Below are 18386 nucleotides of genomic sequence, written 5' to 3'. Positions count from 1 at the left end.
CGGTGCTGGCGGAGATTCGGATCGACAACCTCGGGGCCATCTCGTCGGCCTGCGCACAGTTCCACGCCGGACTCACGGTCCTCACCGGTGAGACCGGTGCCGGCAAGACGATGGTCGTGACGAGCCTGCATCTGCTCAGCGGCGCGCGAGCCGACGCCGGTCGAGTCCGGGTGGGGGCGGCCCGCGCGATCGTCGAGGGCCGGTTCCACGTCGACGAGTCAGCCCCGCAGGTCGACCGCGAGGTGGCCAGGCTGCTCGAATCCTGCGGCGCCGAGCGCGACGAGGACGGCAGCATCATCGCGGTTCGGACCGTCGGCGGTGACGGCCGATCGCGCGCCCACCTGGGCGGACGGAGCGTTCCGGCGGGTGTCCTGTCGGAGTTCACCGATCCGCTGCTCACCGTGCACGGCCAGAACGACCAACTGCGGCTGTTGCGGCCCGACCAGCAGCGCGGCGCCCTGGATCGCTTCGCGGACAAGACGATCGCGCCTCTGCTCGCGCGGTATCGCAAGCATCGAGGGGAGTGGACCGAGGCGCGTGCAGAACTGATCGAACGAACCAGCCGCGCCCGCGAACTCGTCCAGGAAGCCGATCAGCTCACCTTCGCGCTCGAGGAGATCGACCGGATCGCGCCGACGCCCGGCGAGGACGCCGACATCGTCAACGAGGTCCGCCGTCTCGGGGATCTCGATTCGCTCCACACGGCCGCCGAGGGCGCGCAGGCGGCTCTGGTCGGACTCGACGACGGGGGAGTCGACGGTGGCACCGGCGCCCTGGACCTCCTCGGCGAGGCCCGCGCGCGGATCGAGTCGTCGGACGATCCCGCCCTGTCCGGGCTGGGCCCGCGGCTCGGTGAGGCGATGGCGGTGGTCGCCGACGTCTCGGGTGAGCTGTCCGGGTACCTGTCGGGGCTTCCGAGCGATCCGGGCGCACTCGACAACCTGTTGACCCGTCAGGCCGAGCTCAAGACCCTGACGCGCAAGTACGCCGCCGACATCGACGGCGTGCTGGAGTGGGCCGAATCGGCGCGGGAGCGTCTCGCGCGGATCGACACCTCCGCCGACGCCCTGGCCGCGCTCACCGCGCGGGTGGAGGAGTCGGCGAAGCTCACGGCCGAGGCCGCGGTGAAGCTGTCGTCGGCGCGTTCGAAGGCCGCCTCGAAGCTCGCGAAGGCTGTCAGCGACGAACTGGCGGGACTCGCGATGGGCCGGGCCGCGCTGGACGTCTCGGTCCGGGTGCGGGAGGCCGGACCCAACGATTCGGCGCCGCTCACCGTCGACGGTCGCGAGGTGCACGCCGGCGGGTCAGGGATCGACGAAGTGGAGTTCCGTCTCGCCGCGCACAGCGGCGCGCAGGCGCTGCCCATCAGCAAGAGCGCGTCCGGTGGTGAGCTCTCCCGCGTGATGCTGGCGCTCGAGGTGGTGCTCGCGGGATCCGACCGGGGCGCGACCATGGTGTTCGACGAGGTGGATGCCGGTGTCGGTGGCCGGGCCGCGGTGGAGATCGGGCGGCGGCTCGCGCGGCTCGCGCGCACGCACCAGGTCATCGTGGTCACGCACCTGCCGCAGGTCGCGGCGTTCGCGGATACGCACCTGGTGGTCGACAAGACCGACGATGTGCGCAGCGGCGTGGACAGCGGCGTCCGGACGTTGACCGAGGACGAGCGGGTGGTGGAGCTCGCTCGCATGCTCGCCGGGCTCGACGACACCGAGACCGGCCGCGCGCACGCCGAGGAATTGCTCGCGATCGCCGGGCAGGAGCGCAGCACCGCCCCCGCGTGACGGCACGGAATCTGACTTCATGGCTGGTGAAGCTGTGACGGGTGTGGTATCTGGTACGGCGCGCCTCCCCGAACATCCGTTTCCGACGGGCGATCATCAAGCTCATGAAGATGCCGGCGCTGCTCTCCCGTAAGACCGAGTCCCTCCCCGGAATCAGTGGCATCGCTCGGGTCGATCGTGACACCGGCAAGCTGCTACGGCGGGCCGGGCACGGCGACGTCGTCATACTCGACGAGATCGACCTGGACCGGGTCACCGCCGACACCCTCGTGGCGTCCGGCGTGCTGGCCGTCGTCAACGCGTCGCCGTCGATCACCGGCCGCTACCCGAACCTCGGTCCGGAGGTTCTCGTCGCGAACGGCATCGTGCTGATCGACTCGGCCGGCACCGAGATCTTCAAGGCGATCAAGGACGGATCGAAGATCCGGATCCACGAGGGCGTCGTGTACGCCGGCGAGCGCAAGCTCGCCGAGGGCGAGGAACAGACCGAGGCCGAGATCTCCGATCGGATGATCGAAGCCAAGACCGGTCTGGTCGACCACCTCGAGGCGTTCTCGGGCAACACGATCGAGTTCATCCGGTCGGAGAGTCCGCTGCTGATCGACGGCGTGGGGGTGCCGAACATCGATGTGGACCTCAAGGACCGGCACGTCGTGGTGGTGGGCGACGGCCCCGATCACCAGGCCGATCTGAAGGCACTCAAGCCGTTCATCAAGGAGTATTCGCCGATCCTCGTCGGTGTCGGCGCGGGAGCGGACACGCTGACGAAGGCCGGCTACCGGCCCGACCTGATCGTCGGCGACCCGGACCAGATCACCAGCGAGACGCTCAAGTCCGGCGCCGAGGTCGTGCTGCCCGCCGACCCGGACGGGCACGCGCAGGGCCTGTCGCGCATCCAGGACCTCGGTATCGGCGCCATGACGTTCCCGGCGTCGGCCTCGCCGTCGGATCTGGCGCTGCTGCTGGCCGACCATCACGGTGCGTCGCTGATCGTCACGGTGGGCTGCACGGTCTCGCTCGACGAGTTCTTCGACCGCGGGCGTCGTGACGCCAATCCGGCCGCGTTCATGACCCGCCTGAAGGTGGGGCCGAAACTGGTGGACGCCAAGGCCGTCGCGACGCTGTACCGCAGCCGTGTGTCCGGTGCGGCCATCGCGCTGCTGGTGCTCGCGGCGCTGACCGCGGTGATCGTCGCGCTGGTCGTCTCGAACATCGGCGGCGAGGCAATGGACTGGGCAATCGATACGTGGAACAGCTTTGCGCTGTGGGTACAGGGGCTCTTCAAGTGATTTCGATGCGTCAACACGCCATCTCCATAGCGGCGATCTTCCTGGCCCTCGCGATCGGCGTGGTCCTCGGTTCCGGCCTGCTCTCCAACGGCATGCTCTCGGGACTGCGGGACGACAAGGCCGAACTGCAGAACCAGATCGAGAACCTCAACGAGCAGAACAACCAGCTCGGCGAGCAGCTCACCGCAGCCGACGGATTCGACTCCGCAGTGTCCGACCGGATCCTCCGCGACACGCTGGCGCAGCGTTCGGTGATCGTGATCACCACCCCGGACGCCGACCCGGGTGACATCGAGGGCGTGCAGCGGTCCGTGACGCAAGCCGGCGGTGCGGTCACCGGCCGGGTCGCGCTGACCAAGTCGTTCGTCGACTCCGTCAACGGCGACCAGCTACGCACGACGGTGACCAACATCATCCCGGCCGGGATCCAGCTGCGGACCGGTGCCGTCGACCAGGGCAGCCTGGCCGGCGACCTGTTGGGTTCGGTGCTGCTGCTCAATCCGCAGACGGCGCAGCCGCAGACCACGCCCGAGGAGCGGACGCTGGCTCTCGAGACGCTCCGCGGCGGCGGGTTCATCGACTACGACGGCAACGTCCAGCCGGCGCAGCTGGCGGTAGTCCTCACCGGACGCGGCGACCCGGGTAACGACGGTGGCAACCGCGGCGCTGTGATCGCCCGGTTCGCAGGCGCGGTCGACGGCCGCGGCGCGGGCACCGTGCTGGCCGGACCGCCGGCCGCGGCAGAGGGCAACGGCCCGATCGCGGTCGCGCGCGCCGATGCCGCGCTGGCAGCGGTGCTGACGACGGTCGACGACGTGGACCGCGAGGCGGGGCGGATCACGACCGTTCTCGCACTTCAGGAGCAATTGGGAGGCGTTTCCGGACGCTACGGGACCGGCCCCGGCGCCGCTGCGATCACCGTGGGTGTGCCGCGGCCGTAGCACGCATGTGACGCTTGTCGCTCGGAAACCGGGAGCGTCGTGCACGGTTCCCGGGCGACAGGTGTTACCGTGAAGTCCCGTGGGTCGGCAGGCCCCAGCATGCTCAACTCAGACCAAGTCCTGCACAGTCGTCACGGGAGCCCCTTTGCCACAGTCACGCATCCATTCGCGTAGCGCCACCAAGCACATCTTCGTGAGCGGGGGTGTCGCCTCCTCCCTCGGTAAGGGATTGACCGCTTCCAGCCTCGGCGAGTTGCTCACCGCGCGCGGACTGCGCGTGACGATGCAGAAGCTCGACCCCTACCTCAACGTCGATCCCGGAACGATGAACCCGTTCCAGCATGGCGAGGTCTTCGTCACCGAGGACGGCGCCGAGACCGACCTCGACGTCGGACACTACGAGCGTTTCCTCGACCGTGACCTCAACGCCTTCGCCAACGTCACGACCGGGCAGGTCTACTCGGCGGTGATCGCGAAGGAACGCCGCGGCGAGTACCTGGGCGACACCGTCCAGGTGATCCCGCACATCACCGACGAGATCAAGAGCCGCATCATCGCGATGGCCGGCGCCGACGCGCAGGGGCAGGTCCCGGACGTCGTGATCACCGAGATCGGCGGCACGGTCGGCGACATCGAGTCCCAGCCGTTCCTCGAGGCCGCCCGCCAGGTGCGCCACGACGTCGGCCGCGAGAACGTCTTCTTCCTGCACGTGTCGCTGGTGCCGTACCTCGGCCCGTCCGGTGAGCTCAAGACCAAGCCGACGCAGCACTCGGTGGCGGCGCTGCGCAACATCGGTATCCAGCCCGACGCGCTGATCCTGCGCTGCGACCGCGAGGTGCCGCAGGCGCTCAAGGCGAAGATCGCGCTGATGTGCGACGTCGACGTCGACGCCTGCATCTCGACGCCCGACGCGCCGTCCATCTACGACATCCCGAAGGTGCTGCACCGCGAGGGTCTCGACGCCTACGTCGTGCGCCAGCTGGGGCTGCCGTTCCGCGACGTCGACTGGACCGTCTGGGGCGACCTGCTCGACCGCGTCCACAACCCGCGCGAGACGGTCAAGGTCGCGCTGGTCGGCAAGTACGTCGACCTGCCCGACGCCTACCTGTCGGTGACCGAGGCCCTGCGCGCCGGCGGCTTCGCGCACCACTCCAAGGTGGACATCTCGTGGGTGCCGTCCGACGAGTGCGAGACCGAGGCGGGCGCTCAGGCCGCGCTCGGTGACGTCGACGCGGTTCTGATCCCCGGTGGCTTCGGTATCCGCGGCATCGAGGGCAAGCTCGGCGCCATCACCTACGCCCGCACCCACAAGATCCCGCTGCTGGGCCTGTGCCTGGGTCTGCAGGCCGTGGTGATCGAGGCGGCCCGCTCGGTGGGCCTGAAGGATGCGAACTCGGAGGAGTTCGACCAGGACACCAAGCACCCCGTCATCTCGACGATGGCCGATCAGGCGCAGATCGTCGCCGGCGAGGCCGATCTGGGCGGCACCATGCGTCTGGGCGCCTACCCGGCGGTGCTGGCGAAGGGTTCGGTGGTCGCCAGGGCGTACGGCGCCGAGAACGTCTCCGAGCGTCATCGCCACCGCTACGAGGTCAACAACGCCTACCGCGACCGCATCGCCAAGAGCGGACTGCAGTTCTCCGGTACCTCGCCGGACGGACACCTCGTCGAGTTCGTCGAGCTGCCCGCCGACAAGCACCCGTTCTTCGTTGCGACGCAGGCACATCCGGAGCTCAAGAGCCGTCCGACCCGCCCGCACCCGCTGTTCTCGGCGTTCATCGGTGCCGCGCTGGACTACAAGGCCGCCGAGCAGCTGCCGGTCGATGTCGCACCCGAGGCGTCCGTCGAGTCGACCACTGCGGACAGCGTCGGATAGCGGCCGCCCATGAGCCTGCCCGGGGAGCACGAGTTCCACACCCTCGACTCGCGTGACGTGTACAGCGGCGCGGTCGTCGCGCTGCGTGTGGATCGCGTCGCTATGCCCGGCGGGCGAGAAGCCGATCGAGAGGTCGTCGAGCACCACGGCGCGGTTGCCGTCGCGGTGCTCGACGACGCCGATCGGCTGGTCCTCATCCGGCAGTACCGGCATCCGCTCGGACGTCGGCTCTGGGAGCTGCCGGCCGGGCTGCTCGACGAGCCGGGCGAGGATCCGCTCGATGCCGCCCGCCGCGAACTCCAGGAGGAGACGGGGCTGGCAGCCGGCCACTGGTCCGTCCTGGTGGACATCGCACTGTCGCCGGGATTCACCGACGAATCGGTTCGGGTGTTCCTGGCGACCGGGCTGCGTGAGGTCGACCGGCCCGCCGCCCACGACGAGGAGGCCGACCTCGAGATCACTCGCGTGCCCCTCGACGAGGCCGTCACGATGGCGTTGCGCGGAGAAATCGTCAACGCCACCGCGGTGTCCGGGATCCTCGCCCTCGCCGCGGCACGCGTCCGGGGAGACGGCCTGCGGTCGTCGGACGCGCCGTGGGTCGATCGTCCCGAGACGTTCGCGCGGCGCAAGCACGGTCGGACCGACAGCGAATCCGCATGACCGCGCTGGGCGGTCAGATCGACACGTACCTGGATCATCTGGCCGTCGAGCGTGGCTCGGCGCGCAACACGCTCAGCTCGTACCGTCGTGACCTCGACCGGTACGCGCGTTTCCTCTCCGACCGCGGCATCGACGATCTCCGTTCGGTCGGCGAGTCCGACGTCAGCGAGTTCGTCGTCGCGCTGCGGCGTGGTGATCCGGATTCCGGGACGGTCGCGCTCGCGCCCAGTTCGGCGGCACGCGCGCTGATCGCGGTGCGCGGACTGCACCGCTTCGCCGCCGCGGAGGGCGTGACACCCGCGGACGTCGCGCGGGCCGTCAAGCCCCCGACTCCCGGTCGGCGGCTGCCGAAATCTCTCCCACTCGACGACGTGCTCGCGATCCTCGACGCGGCCGGCGGCGACGGGGCATCCGACAATCCGCGCACGCTCCGGGACCGGGCGCTGCTCGAGTTGCTGTACTCGACCGGTGCGCGCATCTCCGAGGCCGTCGGGCTCGACGTCGACGACCTCGACACCGAGTCGCGATCGATTCTGCTGCGCGGTAAGGGCGGCAAGGAACGCGTCGTGCCGGTCGGCCGGCCCGCGATCGCGGCGATCGACAACTATCTGGTGCGGGGGCGGCCCGGCTTGGTGGCGCGCGGCACGCCGGCGCTGTTCCTCAATGCCCGCGGTGGACGACTGTCGCGGCAGAGCGCGTGGCAGGTCCTGCACGACGCCGCCGAGAAGGCCGGGATCGTGGTCGCGGTGTCGCCGCACACACTGCGGCACTCCTTCGCCACGCACCTGCTCGACGGCGGCGCGGACGTGCGTGTCGTCCAGGAATTGTTGGGACATTCGTCGGTGACGACGACGCAGATCTACACCATGGTGACCGTCACAGCGCTACGCGAAGTGTGGGCACAGGCGCACCCGCGGGCCCGCTGACGCGGTGCGTGTTGGCCGTCGTTTGATGTCACGAAGCGGTAGCGTTACGAAATCAGCTGGAAGACAGGACGGATTCGACAGGACAGGGGACATCGGACCGTGGTGACACCGCAGCCGCAACAGGCTGAGCCCGCGCACCCGTTTTCCGGGGATGCGCTGTCGTATGCAAGGGATGCAAGGGACGTCGAGTGTCGGGACGTGATTCCGCTCGGCCCCACCGGTCGGCCGTTGCGCGAGGTGCCCGAGCCCGGACCGGTCGCCAGTCACGGCCCCGCCCGGATCGTCGCGATGTGCAACCAGAAGGGCGGTGTGGGCAAGACCACGTCGACGATCAACCTGGGTGCCTCGCTCGCGGAGTACGGACGACGGGTGCTGCTCGTCGATCTCGATCCGCAGGGCGCGCTGTCAGCGGGACTCGGTGTGGCACACCATGATCTGGACTTGACGGTCCACAACCTGCTGGTCGAGCGCACGTCGATCGACGACGTGCTGATGCGCACCCGGATCGAGGGGCTCGACCTGCTGCCCAGCAACATCGACCTGTCGGCCGCCGAGATCCAACTCGTCACCGAGGTGGGCCGCGAGCAGACGCTGGGCCGGGTCCTGCATCCGGTGCTCGACCGCTACGACTACGTGCTGATCGACTGCCAGCCGTCGCTGGGCCTGCTCACCGTCAATGCGCTCGCGTGCGCGGACAGCGTGATCATCCCGATGGAGTGCGAGTTCTTCTCGCTGCGCGGGCTCGCACTGCTCAACGACACCGTCGACAAGGTGCGCGACCGGCTCAATCCGCGGCTGTCGCTCGAGGGCATCGTCGTGACGATGTTCGACGCCCGTACCCTGCACGCGCGCGAGGTGATGTCACGGGTGGTGGAGGTGTTCGGTGACCTCGTCTACGACACCGTCATCAACCGCACCGTCCGTTTTCCGGAGACGAGCGTCGCGGGGGAGCCGATCACGACGTGGGCGCCCAAGTCCGGTGGCGCGGAGGCCTATCGGGCCCTCGCCCGCGAGGTCATCCACCGCTGCGCACGGTGAGTACGGACGTCGCTTCGGGGGTCGAATCGGCGAACGCGGAGGCAACGGGTGGGGACCGGTCGGGATTTCGGGTGCGCCTGCGCAACTTCGAGGGACCGTTCGACCTGCTGCTGACGCTCATCAGCCAACACCAGTTGGACGTCACCGAGGTGGCACTGCACGAGGTCACCGACGAGTTCATCTCCTACACCCGCAGCCTCGGAAGCGAACTGGGCCTGGACCAGACCACCGAGTTTCTCGTCGTCGCGGCGACACTTCTCGACCTGAAGGCCGCGCGACTGCTGCCCGCGGGCGAGGTGGACGACGACGAGGACCTGGCATTGCTCGAGGCCCGCGACCTGCTGTTCGCGCGCCTGTTGCAGTACCGCGCCTACAAGCAGGTGGCGCAGCTGTTCGGCGAACTCGAGGCGGCCGCGCTGCGCCGCTACCCGCGGTCGGTGTCCGTGGAGGACCGCTACGTCGACCTGCTGCCGGAGGTCCTGCTCGGCGTCGACCCGCGCCAGTTCGCCGAGATCGCCGCGACCGCGTTCCGGCCCCGGCCCGTCCCCAAAGTCGGGCTCGACCACCTGCACGTCCCGACGGTGTCGGTGCCCGAGCAGGCAGCCCGGATCCTGGAACTGTTGCGGGAACGCGGCGTCGGTGTGTGGACGCCGTTCGGTGAGCTGGTCGCCGAGTGCGAGACCCCGGTGCAGATCGTGGCGCGTTTCCTGGCTCTGCTCGAGCTGTACCGCGAGCGGTCGGTGCTGTTCGAGCAGCCCGAGCCGCTGGGTGATCTGCTGGTGAGCTGGACCGGCGAGAGTGCGGCGGTGCCCGCGAGCGAGGAGGACTACCAATGACATCCGGCGATGCCGACGATCTGGCCGCGTTCGAGGACGAGTTCGACGAGATGTCCGACGACCGTCTGGCGGCGGCGCTCGAATCGATGCTGCTGGTCATCGACACGCCGGCGACGCCGGCGATTCTCGCGGCGGCACTCGGCGAGCCCGAGGCGCGGGTCGAGACGACGCTCCGGACGATTGCCGCCGACCTCACCGCCCGGGGCAGCGGCATCGACCTGCGGTTCGCCGGGGACGGGTGGCGGTTCTACACCCGCAACGAGTACGCGCCGTACGTCGAACGCCTGCTGCTCGACGGTGCCCGGTCGAAGCTGACCCGCGCCGCGCTCGAGACGCTCGCGGTGATCGCCTACCGGCAGCCGCTCACCCGGGCCCGGATCAGTGCGGTGCGCGGCGTCAACGTCGACGGCGTCATCCGCACGCTGCTGGCCCGCGGACTGATCACCGAGGCCGGCCCGGACCCGGAGACCAGCGCCACCACCTACGCGACCACCGAGTTGTTCCTCGAGCGGCTCGGGCTGGCGTCGCTGGCGGATCTGCCGCCGCTCGCGCCGCTGCTCCCGGACGTCGATGTGATCGACGACATCACCGAGAGTCTCGAAGCGGATCCACGATTTGCGAGAATAGACAGGACTCCATCGTCACCGGGGTCCGCGAATACGCCGGACCCCGAGATCGACATCGAAAACTGACAGGGATCGAAAAGTGAACAAGCCCGCTCGCCGTGATGGCACACCGGACCGCAAGAAGAGGCAGCCTGCTGCCAAGAGCACGAAGAACACAGCCCGCCAGGGCGCTCCCAGCAAACAGCTGAACAAGCGGGGCAAGCCGAAGTCGGCCAAGCCCCAGCGCGCCCAGACGCAGGCGCATACTCCGAAGATCAGCAACGCGAAGCCCGCGAAGCACCAGTACTCCGAGGTCGACCGCGATCTCGCGCCCATGAAGGGCGACGGGGTACGGCTGCAGAAGGTGCTGGCGCAGGCCGGAGTCGCCTCACGGCGCGCCGCCGAAGAACTCATCGACCAGGGCCGCGTCGAGGTCGACGGCCGCATCGTGCTCGAACAGGGCCTACGCGTCGATCCCGAAAACGCCGTTGTCCGCGTCGACGGCATCCGCGTCGTCGTCAAGAAGGACCTGGTCCACATCGCGCTGAACAAGCCCCGCGGCTGGCAGTCCACGATGTCCGACGACCTCGGCCGCCCGTGCATCGGTGACATCGTCTCCGAACGCGTCTCCGCAGGTCAGCGACTCTTCCACGTCGGACGTCTCGACGCCGACACCGAAGGGCTGATCCTGCTGACCAACGACGGCGACCTCGCGCACCGGCTGATGCACCCGTCGTACGAGGTGCCCAAGACGTACCTGGCGACGGTCAACGGAGTCGTCGACCGCAGCCTCGGTAAGACGCTCAAGGCCGGCGTCGAGCTCGAGGACGGGCCGGCGAAGGTCGACGCGTTCCAGCTCCTCGACATCAACGGCGGCAAGTCGCTCGTGAAGATCGTCCTGCACGAGGGTCGCAAGCACATCGTGCGCCGACTCCTCGACGCCGTCGGTCACCCGGTGGTCCGCCTGGTGCGCACCGACATCGGTGCCGTCGCGCTCGGCGACGGCCGTCCGGGCACGCTGCGCGTGCTCGGCCGCGGCGAGGTCGGCAGCCTGTACGGGGCGGTCGGCCTGTGACGGACGGAGCGGCGCTGGTCGTTGCGATCGACGGCCCGTCGGGCACCGGCAAGTCCAGCGTGTCGCGCCGGGTGGCGACCAGCCTGGGTGCGCGCTACCTCGACACCGGCGCCATGTACCGGATCGCAACGCTGCACGTGCTGCGCCAGGGCGTCGATGTGGGCGACCCGGTCGCCATCGCGCGGGCCACGGCCTCGCTGCCGCTGACCATCGGCACCGATCCCGAAGTCGACGGCGTGCAACTCGACGGCGAGGACGTCACCGACGAGATCCGCGGCGCCGCCGTCACCCAGGCGGTGTCGGCGGTGTCGGCCGTTCCCGACGTGCGGACATTCCTGGTGGATCTGCAGCGACGCATCGTCGAGCAGGCCGGGCGCATCGTCGTCGAGGGGCGCGACATCGGCACCGTCGTGCTTCCGGATGCGGACGTGAAGATCTTCCTGACGGCCTCCGCGGAGGCGCGGGCCACGCGACGCAACGCCCAGAACGTCCTTGAAGGACGCGGCGACGACTTCGCCGGCGTCCTCGCCGACGTGCAGCGCCGCGACCACCTCGATTCCACCCGCGCGGTATCTCCGTTGCGTCCGGCGGAGGATTCGGTGACGGTGGACACGAGTGAACTGGGCATCGAAGACGTGATCGGCAGGTTGCTGCTGGTGGTAAGCGACAGAACTGGAGCAGTGCAGTGACCGACGAGTTCGTGAGTGACGTGTCCGGCGGCGGGTATGCCGCGGACGGAATCTGGAGCGAGGAGTCCGACTGGGACCTCGCCGACTTCCTCGAGGGCGACGAGGCCGAGGAGCACGTCGCGGTACCGACCCTGGCGGTCGTCGGACGGCCGAACGTCGGTAAGTCGACGCTGGTCAACCGCATCATCGGCCGTCGTGAAGCCGTCGTCGAGGATATCCCCGGCGTGACGCGCGACCGCGTCTCCTACGACGCCAACTGGGCCGGACGCCGGTTCATGGTGCAGGACACCGGCGGCTGGGAGCCCGACGCCAAGGGTCTGCAGCAGTCGGTGGCGCGTCAGGCCGAGCTGGCCATGAACACCGCCGACGCGATCCTGCTCGTGGTCGACGCCGTCGTCGGCGCGACCGCGACGGACGAGGCGGCCGTGCGCGTGCTGCGCCGGTCGAAGACGCCGGTGATCCTCGTCGCGAACAAGGTCGACGATGCCCGCACCGAGGCAGAGGCCGCGGCCCTGTGGTCGCTCGGCCTGGGCGAGCCGTACATGGTCAGTGCGACACACGGCCGCGGCACCGGCGACCTGCTCGACGAGGTTCTGCGGGTGCTTCCGGAGACCCCGCGCGAGGGCACCGGCGGCGGCGGTCCGCGGCGCGTGGCGCTCGTCGGTAAGCCGAACGTCGGCAAGTCGAGCCTGCTCAACAAGCTGTCCGGCGACGAGCGCTCGGTGGTCCACGACGTCGCCGGCACCACCGTCGACCCTGTCGACTCGCTCGTCGAACTGGGCGGCAAGGTGTGGAAGTTCGTCGACACCGCCGGTCTGCGCAAGAAGGTCAGCCATGCGAGCGGCCACGAGTTCTACGCGTCGTTGCGCACGAAGTCGGCGATCGAGGCCGCCGAGGTCGCGATCCTGCTGATCGACGCGTCGAAGCCGATCACCGAGCAGGACCTGCGCGTGCTGAGCATGGTGGCCGAGACGGGTCGTGCGCTGGTGCTCGCCTTCAACAAGTGGGACCTGGTCGACGAGGACCGGCGTCTGATGCTCGAGAAGGAGATCGACCGCGAGTTGGTTCGCGTGCCGTGGGCGCAGCGGGTCAACATCTCCGCGCACACCGGCCGCGCCATTCAGAAGCTCGTGCCGGCGATCGAGACGGCGCTGGAGTCGTGGGACAAGCGGATCCCGACCGGACGCCTCAACAACTGGCTCAAGGAGGTCGTGGCGGCCACGCCGCCGCCGATGCGTGGTGGTCGCCTGCCCCGCATCATGTTCGCCACCCAGGCCGGCACCCGCCCGCCGACGTTCGTGCTGTTCACGACGGGCTTCCTCGAGGCCGGCTACCGCCGCTTCCTCGAGCGTCGTCTGCGCGAGGAGTTCGGCTTCGACGGCAGCCCCGTGCGCATCTCGGTGCGCGTCCGGGAGAAGCGGGACCGCCGCAACCGCTGACGCGAGGCCGCCGTCGTGCAAGTCGTGCCCCCAACCACACTGGAATTCATGCGGATTCGGTGTGTGACGGGCGCGGGGCCTGTGCGACGGCGGTCCGCCCGCCGGGAAAGAGCTCGCTGACCAGGCGATTCGCTTTCCCGAGCGACACTGTTGTAATCTTCTGAGGCGCCCGAACGAGGGCGTGGACGGGCTGTGGCGCAGCTTGGTAGCGCACTTGACTGGGGGTCAAGTGGTCGCAGGTTCAAATCCTGTCAGCCCGACCGAGGAAAACCCTGGTGAGAGTACTTCTCACCAGGGTTTTTCTGTATCTCCGGATACCTACCGGACAGCGCGGGCCTGTACGGGCAGTACCGCCCGGAAAGCTGACTGTCGGTCCACGCGAGTACTGTGCGACGGCTACCTCCGCGGGGGCCAAGTCCTCGGGCTTCATCGAAAATGGGTAGCGCCCCGGCACGTAATCGACGGCTTCGATCAGGAACCGGTCGTCCTCGGTGGTGTCGATGATAGTGAAGGGCGATGCCTCACTGGGGCGGATGCGAACGCGGTCGCCGATCTGCAAACCCGTGCGGGTTCCTTTCTCCTCTAAGCGCAGCGGAGGATCTCGTCGGTACGCTCGCGGGCATGGGGGACTTGTTGGTGCTGATCGTCATGATCGGCCCGTTGGTGCTGTTCGGGTGGGCGGCTGTTCGGGCGAAGCGCCGCGGGCTTGGGGGGTCGTTCGTCGGGCCGTTTCAGGAGATGTTTGATCCCGGTGCGGCGCGAGCGCAGATCGTCATCGAGGAGAGAGCGGAACTGCCGGACCCTGCGGACTCCGGCGACCCGGACAACGACGACGATGTGCCGTACACGGTGGTGTATGAGGGTGTTCGGCTCAACATCAACCCTGATAGTGCTCAGCGGCGCGGAGGTGACGGGACCACCGAGCGAGCGGGGTGAGCGCGTAGCCGGGGGTTAGTCGCGGATTCCGCCATGAACTCGCGGATAACTCACGAAATCGAGCAGTAGTAATCGAAATTCCGTGAGGGGCAGACGAAGGCTGCAAGGGTCCGATCACCTCGTGAAACCGCGTGATCACGCCGACACTCGCGACGGGGAACTTGCACCTACTCCGGTATTGCTGCACCTCTCGAGAACTCGACTGGCAACCCCGAGCAGGCCATCGTCAACTCCGGCCTAGTCCGTCGACGGGAAGCAGTCGATGGTCAGCCCATAGGATTTGGCAGGATCGTCGGTGTGGTCACGTTCACAGCTGAGGTCAGTCCCTATGAGCCGGCTATATTCGCCGACGTTCGCGGCGGGCTGGGGTGGCAGATCGAGCAGGATCGTTGCGCGGTCTTGGTGCATGACCTACTCCCGTACTACGTGAGCGTGCTCGCTGCCGAGACTCGGGCAGCGGTAGTCGATCGGTGCCAATCCGTGGTGGACTGGGCATTCGTTAACGATGTGCCGGTCATCGCTTCGGCACCACGCCCCGCCACGACGACGCGGCAGCGCGGACTCGGTGGCCTGCAGTGGGGTCGGGGGCCGGATGCGGCCGATGTCAAACAGTCCTGCTTGCGCGGCATGGACGATCCAGCCATTCCGTGGGTCCACAAACGATCTCTCAGTGCGTTCTACGCCACCGACCTCGAGGTGGAACTGCGGCGTGGAGGCAGGGACCAGCTTGTGGTCTGTGGTGTCTTCGCGTCCCAGGGGATCGTCGCGACAAGCTTCGACGCCTTGGCAAGAGACATCCAGTTCTTCGTCGTATCCGATGCTGTCGCCGACTACAACGCCACCCTGCATGAACTCGCGCTGACCCAGGTCGCGCGATCCACCGGGCACGCCATCCCTGCCTGCGATTTCACAACCCTGACCGTGTGACAGACATCTTCAGGCTCGCTATAGAGAGCCGCGAACAACGCGCGCCCGCCCACCTGGATAACGAAGAAGTCTGCGCTGCTTCTTCCGCTAGCGTTCCCCGAAGTCGAGGGGTCGTCATGTGCTGGCACGTACACGATCACGCCGCACGTCCGGCCCTCGTAGGTTCGGTGCCCGCCGCGGCCGGTGCATCCACATGCCATCCATCCGACGACGACTCGGTCGGGACCGAGTAGGTCGCCGTTTGGGCAGTGGTGGGGTGCGCGTTCGTAGCTTGGCACCACTCCATTTTCTACCCTCCTCGCACCTCAGCGTGACACAGCCAGCACGAGCGGCTAGTTTTTCGGCGTCCGGCGGATGTCGCCGTGCAGCCACTATCACTTGAAGGAGTTAGCTATGGGTTCGTCCCCCGAGTTCACGCCGGTCGAAAACATTGCCGGATTTGCCAGCTGGGCTTTCGGAAGTCTCGTCATGCTCGGCGTCGCCGGTGCCGTCGCCGGTTCACTGAGCTCCGCTAGCTGACCGACACGCGAATCGGCCTTCGCGCCGCTCCCACGATGTCGCATCCTGATGGTGCGATGGTTCGGGGCTCTGGCCGTGTTCGTGCTGCCGAAGGTGCTCGGCGGCTAGCTGGGTTCCTCGCCCTGCTCACGGAACCACTGGTCCATCTCCATCTGCCAGAGCGCGATAGCCCATGATTCGTACATGCAGGGTTGGGCGCCGGCGAGCATCGCCCGGTTTCAGAGACGACGAAGGACCCCACCCGTGAGGGTGGGGGCCTTTCGTCAGACTGTATTGAAGGGAGATGTGTGGTGCCGTTCCCTACTTCCGCCGCCAGCGCTCCCCGAACGTGATCGGCCCGTCGTGCGCCGGCACGTACAGGATCGCGCCGCACTCACGGCATTCCTAGGTGCGATGCCCGCCGCGGGCCGGTGCATCCGCATGCCATCCAGCCGACGACGACGCGGTCGGGGCCGAGTCGGTCGCCGTTCGGGCAGAACCTGGGTGCGCGTTCGTAACTCCCGGCTTAGATACCTACGAATTGCGCCATACGGCGGCGTCGCTTGCGATCCATTCTGGTGCGAATGTGAAGACTGTCCAGCGAATGCTCGGACACCGGTCGGCTGCCATGACTCTCGACATCTACGGACATTTGTGGGACGAGGAATTGGATGCACTTCCGCAGCGGATGAGCGAGCACATGAAGGCCGAGCGGGAGCGGTTCGAGCAGCGACGACTGAGAGCTGCCAGACACCAGGCAGACACCAAGACTTCATGACCTGCAGGTCAGAGGGTTATTCTTCTTGACTGGGGGTCAAGTGGTCTCAGGTTCAAATCCCGTCAGCCCGGCCGAGAAAACCCAGGTGAGAGAACATCTCACCTGGGTTCTTCTGCCTTTCCGGGTCATCTCCGGAGGAAACTCGAGCAACCCAAACGATGACCGACTCTGCCGGTGCAGTCAGCCGTCGACTGGTCGAGTTCGTCGAGCTGGCACGTCCGCAACGCGTCCGTTTCGGCGCCGCGGTGGCAGGTTCGCCTACCTTGGAGGAGTTCACCCCACCAATTGCAGGAGTCTTCGCGTGCTCAAGCGTTCCAAATCCGAACCTGTCAGCGTCGGTGCCGACCATTTTGGATACAGCGACCTGCGGATCCCCGAGGCCGCCGCGCGTACCAAGAAGCTGCAGGCCATTCTCTGTGCCGCCGCCGAAGTCGGTGGCAACGTCGACGACGTCGACCGCACGGCGATCCTCGGCCTCATACAGATCGTTGGCGAACTCGAGGCAGCTATCCGCACCATCGCGAGCGAACGTAGCTGACCTCGGACGAACCGCCGGCGACGACCGCCACCACTCGGGTATCCCCTCGTGGCAGGTGCCACTCGCGAACGACAGCCCCAGCCGTGGCCGAATACGTGTGCGGGTCAGCGCGTCACGGGCATGAGAAGGGATCGGATGTGCTCGGTCGCCTCTCGGCGAAACGCGCAACGCAGCTACAGCCGCACGGAACTCTGCGAAGGCAAGGGTTTGAGCCCGGGGGACACGGAACGCATCCGATCCGGCCATCACAACGTCGGCATGGGCGAGCCTATTCCGCAGATGCCGTGGCGCTGCATGCGGTGTCGGCGGAAGGTCGACCGGTCGAGTCGGTGACCCGCCCGTTCCTAAACCTCTGACGGGTCGGACGAGTACGAGTCCATCACGCGGCGGAGATAGTTCCGGAACTCGCCGAAACCCGCCCCGAGCGCGATCGCCAGCTCGTCCGGACTGTCCACCCACACCGTCTCATCAGGGTCGGGCAGTGCGGCAGCCTGATGGGTGCGTCCGGGTACCACGTACATCGGATCGCCCTGCGGATTGACCACCATCAGGCGTCCGGCAACACACAGTCCGTAGATGAACTCGCATTCGGCCGGCGTGAGCGTCGCATGGTCGATGCCGCCGCCGAGCGGACCGTCCTGATCCAACGGGTCGAGATGCAGGTCGCTCCAAGCGCCGTCGAACGCAAGCACGGAACCGTCTGCGTCGACGATCGAACGATCCTCCATTCTCAGCCCTCGACTGTGCAAGAACTCGGCGATGCCCTCCCGATCGGCATCCACGAGCTCATTGCCGTCGATCCTGTGGAAACCAAGCGAGAAGCCCATTTCATCGTCCTTTCCGGCAGGCCTGGCTTTCAGCCGCGCACCACGTGACACTAGCGACGGAAGGCGGCCAGAGCTCCAGGCGATCCGGCGGGCACACCGACCGTGTCCCGCGCGTACTGCTGGATGCATCTACGGATGTGTCGCTTCGCGCGCGGCGGCCGCATCGCGCGCTTGCCGGCAACGCGAGATCGACACCGGTCGCCACAGTGGAGCGGCTGCGCCGCGCCGAAACCCCTTCTGCGCCAAATCGAGTTCTGCGCCGGGATGCACAGAAGGCACATCGCCGGCTGATTCGAGGCGAGGATGGTGCGGGCCGACCTTTCCCCTCCCTATCGAGGCAGATTCACGAGCCGCGGGTACGCGGCATCGAGCACCTATCCCACGGCACACGTCTCTTGGACGCTCGCGACCGTCAAGCGAGTGGCACCGCGTCGCTGGGCAGCGACGGGAAGTCGCTGCTCGGGTCGGAAGGGCATGGACGCTTGTTGGGCTTGATGATTCCAACTGGAAACGCGGGAACCCCGACGCCCCAGTGGTGCCCATCCCGGGCCGCGACAGCGCGGAACGTTGGAGTTCGACGGTGTCCCGGGACGTCGGCGCCTCCGTGACTTCGCCCCCGCCCGGTGGCCTTGTGCTCGTTGCAGGGTCGGGAACGTCGCGGGCCGTGCCAGACCACCGATTTCGCGCAACTGCGCGGAGCTGCACTTCCCGGACTCGTAGGCGCACA

General features: G+C 67.9%; 19 protein-coding genes and 1 tRNA gene. 18 read left to right on the top strand and 2 right to left on the bottom strand.

Translation table 11 applies throughout. The features are described 5' to 3' along the window. Positions 1-2: 2 nt before the first annotated feature. The 13 genes from recN (at position 3) to ACQ5DX_RS10990 (ending at position 13415) form a co-directional block, all read left to right on the top strand. The gene (recN, locus tag ACQ5DX_RS11050; RefSeq protein WP_430332662.1) at positions 3-1781 is read left to right on the top strand and encodes a DNA repair protein RecN; all 1779 of its coding nucleotides are present in this window, start codon (positions 3-5) and stop codon (positions 1779-1781) included. Positions 1782-1885: 104 nt separating this feature from the next. Then, positions 1886-3070, top strand: coding sequence for a putative cytokinetic ring protein SteA (gene steA, locus ACQ5DX_RS11045; protein WP_430335625.1), 1185 nt, complete (start codon positions 1886-1888; stop codon positions 3068-3070). Beyond that, the gene (locus ACQ5DX_RS11040) at positions 3067-4011 is read left to right on the top strand and encodes a copper transporter (RefSeq protein WP_430332661.1); all 945 of its coding nucleotides are present in this window, start codon (positions 3067-3069) and stop codon (positions 4009-4011) included. Before steA ends, ACQ5DX_RS11040 begins: the two co-directional genes overlap by 4 nt. Positions 4012-4156: 145 nt before the next feature. Further along, positions 4157-5887 (top strand): CTP synthase, encoded by a 1731-nt coding sequence (locus ACQ5DX_RS11035; RefSeq protein ID WP_430332660.1) that lies wholly within the window; start codon positions 4157-4159, stop codon positions 5885-5887. Between the two features lie 9 nt (positions 5888-5896). Continuing rightward, a complete protein-coding gene (locus tag ACQ5DX_RS11030; protein ID WP_430332659.1) occupies positions 5897-6547 on the top strand; it encodes an NUDIX domain-containing protein in 651 nt (216 codons plus the stop codon). Then, entirely contained in the window at positions 6544-7473 is a 930-nt protein-coding gene (gene xerD / locus ACQ5DX_RS11025; RefSeq protein WP_430332658.1) for a site-specific tyrosine recombinase XerD, read from the top strand. Before ACQ5DX_RS11030 ends, xerD begins: the two co-directional genes overlap by 4 nt. 156 nt (positions 7474-7629) lie before the next feature. Beyond that, positions 7630-8511, top strand: a complete 882-nt coding sequence (locus tag ACQ5DX_RS11020; protein WP_430335624.1) for a ParA family protein — start codon at positions 7630-7632, stop codon at positions 8509-8511. Then, positions 8508-9347 carry a segregation and condensation protein A gene (locus ACQ5DX_RS11015; RefSeq protein ID WP_430332657.1) on the top strand — a complete coding sequence of 280 codons (840 nt, stop codon included), beginning with the start codon at positions 8508-8510 and terminating at the stop codon, positions 9345-9347. The genes ACQ5DX_RS11020 and ACQ5DX_RS11015 overlap by 4 nt, the downstream gene beginning before the upstream one ends. Then, complete coding sequence (gene scpB / locus ACQ5DX_RS11010) at positions 9344-10039, top strand: SMC-Scp complex subunit ScpB (protein ID WP_430332656.1); 696 nt, start codon at positions 9344-9346, stop codon at positions 10037-10039. The genes ACQ5DX_RS11015 and scpB overlap by 4 nt, the downstream gene beginning before the upstream one ends. A gap of 13 nt (positions 10040-10052) precedes the next feature. Then, a complete protein-coding gene (locus ACQ5DX_RS11005) occupies positions 10053-11027 on the top strand; it encodes a pseudouridine synthase (RefSeq protein WP_430332655.1) in 975 nt (324 codons plus the stop codon). Then, complete coding sequence (gene cmk / locus ACQ5DX_RS11000; protein WP_430332654.1) at positions 11024-11716, top strand: (d)CMP kinase; 693 nt, start codon at positions 11024-11026, stop codon at positions 11714-11716. The genes ACQ5DX_RS11005 and cmk overlap by 4 nt, the downstream gene beginning before the upstream one ends. Then, positions 11713-13155, top strand: a complete 1443-nt coding sequence (gene der / locus ACQ5DX_RS10995; RefSeq protein WP_430332653.1) for a ribosome biogenesis GTPase Der — start codon at positions 11713-11715, stop codon at positions 13153-13155. The genes cmk and der overlap by 4 nt, the downstream gene beginning before the upstream one ends. A gap of 186 nt (positions 13156-13341) precedes the next feature. Continuing rightward, positions 13342-13415: transfer RNA gene (locus tag ACQ5DX_RS10990), tRNA-Pro, on the top strand. On the opposite strand, the gene ACQ5DX_RS10985 is transcribed toward ACQ5DX_RS10990, so the two are convergent. Next, positions 13397-13714 (bottom strand): hypothetical protein, encoded by a 318-nt coding sequence (locus ACQ5DX_RS10985; RefSeq protein ID WP_430332652.1) that lies wholly within the window; start codon positions 13712-13714, stop codon positions 13397-13399. The genes ACQ5DX_RS10990 and ACQ5DX_RS10985 overlap by 19 nt on opposite strands. 77 nt (positions 13715-13791) lie before the next feature. Between ACQ5DX_RS10985 and ACQ5DX_RS10980 the strand changes: the two genes are divergently transcribed. The 5 genes from ACQ5DX_RS10980 (at position 13792) to ACQ5DX_RS10960 (ending at position 16832) form a co-directional block, all read left to right on the top strand. Next, positions 13792-14091, top strand: a complete 300-nt coding sequence (locus ACQ5DX_RS10980; protein ID WP_430332651.1) for a hypothetical protein — start codon at positions 13792-13794, stop codon at positions 14089-14091. Between the two features lie 297 nt (positions 14092-14388). After that, a complete protein-coding gene (locus ACQ5DX_RS10975) occupies positions 14389-15018 on the top strand; it encodes an isochorismatase family protein (protein ID WP_430332650.1) in 630 nt (209 codons plus the stop codon). A 393-nt stretch (positions 15019-15411) separates the two neighbouring features. After that, the gene (locus ACQ5DX_RS10970) at positions 15412-15537 is read left to right on the top strand and encodes a hypothetical protein (RefSeq protein ID WP_430332649.1); all 126 of its coding nucleotides are present in this window, start codon (positions 15412-15414) and stop codon (positions 15535-15537) included. 388 nt (positions 15538-15925) lie between these two features. After that, positions 15926-16294 (top strand): tyrosine-type recombinase/integrase, encoded by a 369-nt coding sequence (locus ACQ5DX_RS10965; RefSeq protein WP_430332648.1) that lies wholly within the window; start codon positions 15926-15928, stop codon positions 16292-16294. A 301-nt stretch (positions 16295-16595) separates the two neighbouring features. Further along, positions 16596-16832: a hypothetical protein gene (locus ACQ5DX_RS10960; RefSeq protein WP_430332647.1), complete on the top strand. Its 237-nt coding sequence runs from the start codon at positions 16596-16598 to the stop codon at positions 16830-16832. 344 nt (positions 16833-17176) lie between these two features. Here ACQ5DX_RS10960 and ACQ5DX_RS10955 read toward each other — a convergent pair whose 3' ends face one another. Beyond that, positions 17177-17710: a hypothetical protein gene (locus ACQ5DX_RS10955; RefSeq protein WP_430332646.1), complete on the bottom strand. Its 534-nt coding sequence runs from the start codon at positions 17708-17710 to the stop codon at positions 17177-17179. Positions 17711-18386 lie beyond the last annotated feature (676 nt).

It is taken from the genome of Rhodococcus sp. ACT016, assembly GCF_050477185.1.
Classification (GTDB): domain Bacteria; phylum Actinomycetota; class Actinomycetes; order Mycobacteriales; family Mycobacteriaceae; genus Prescottella.
Note: the sequence above shows the minus strand (reverse complement) of the source record. Positions and strands in the feature narration are given on the sequence as shown.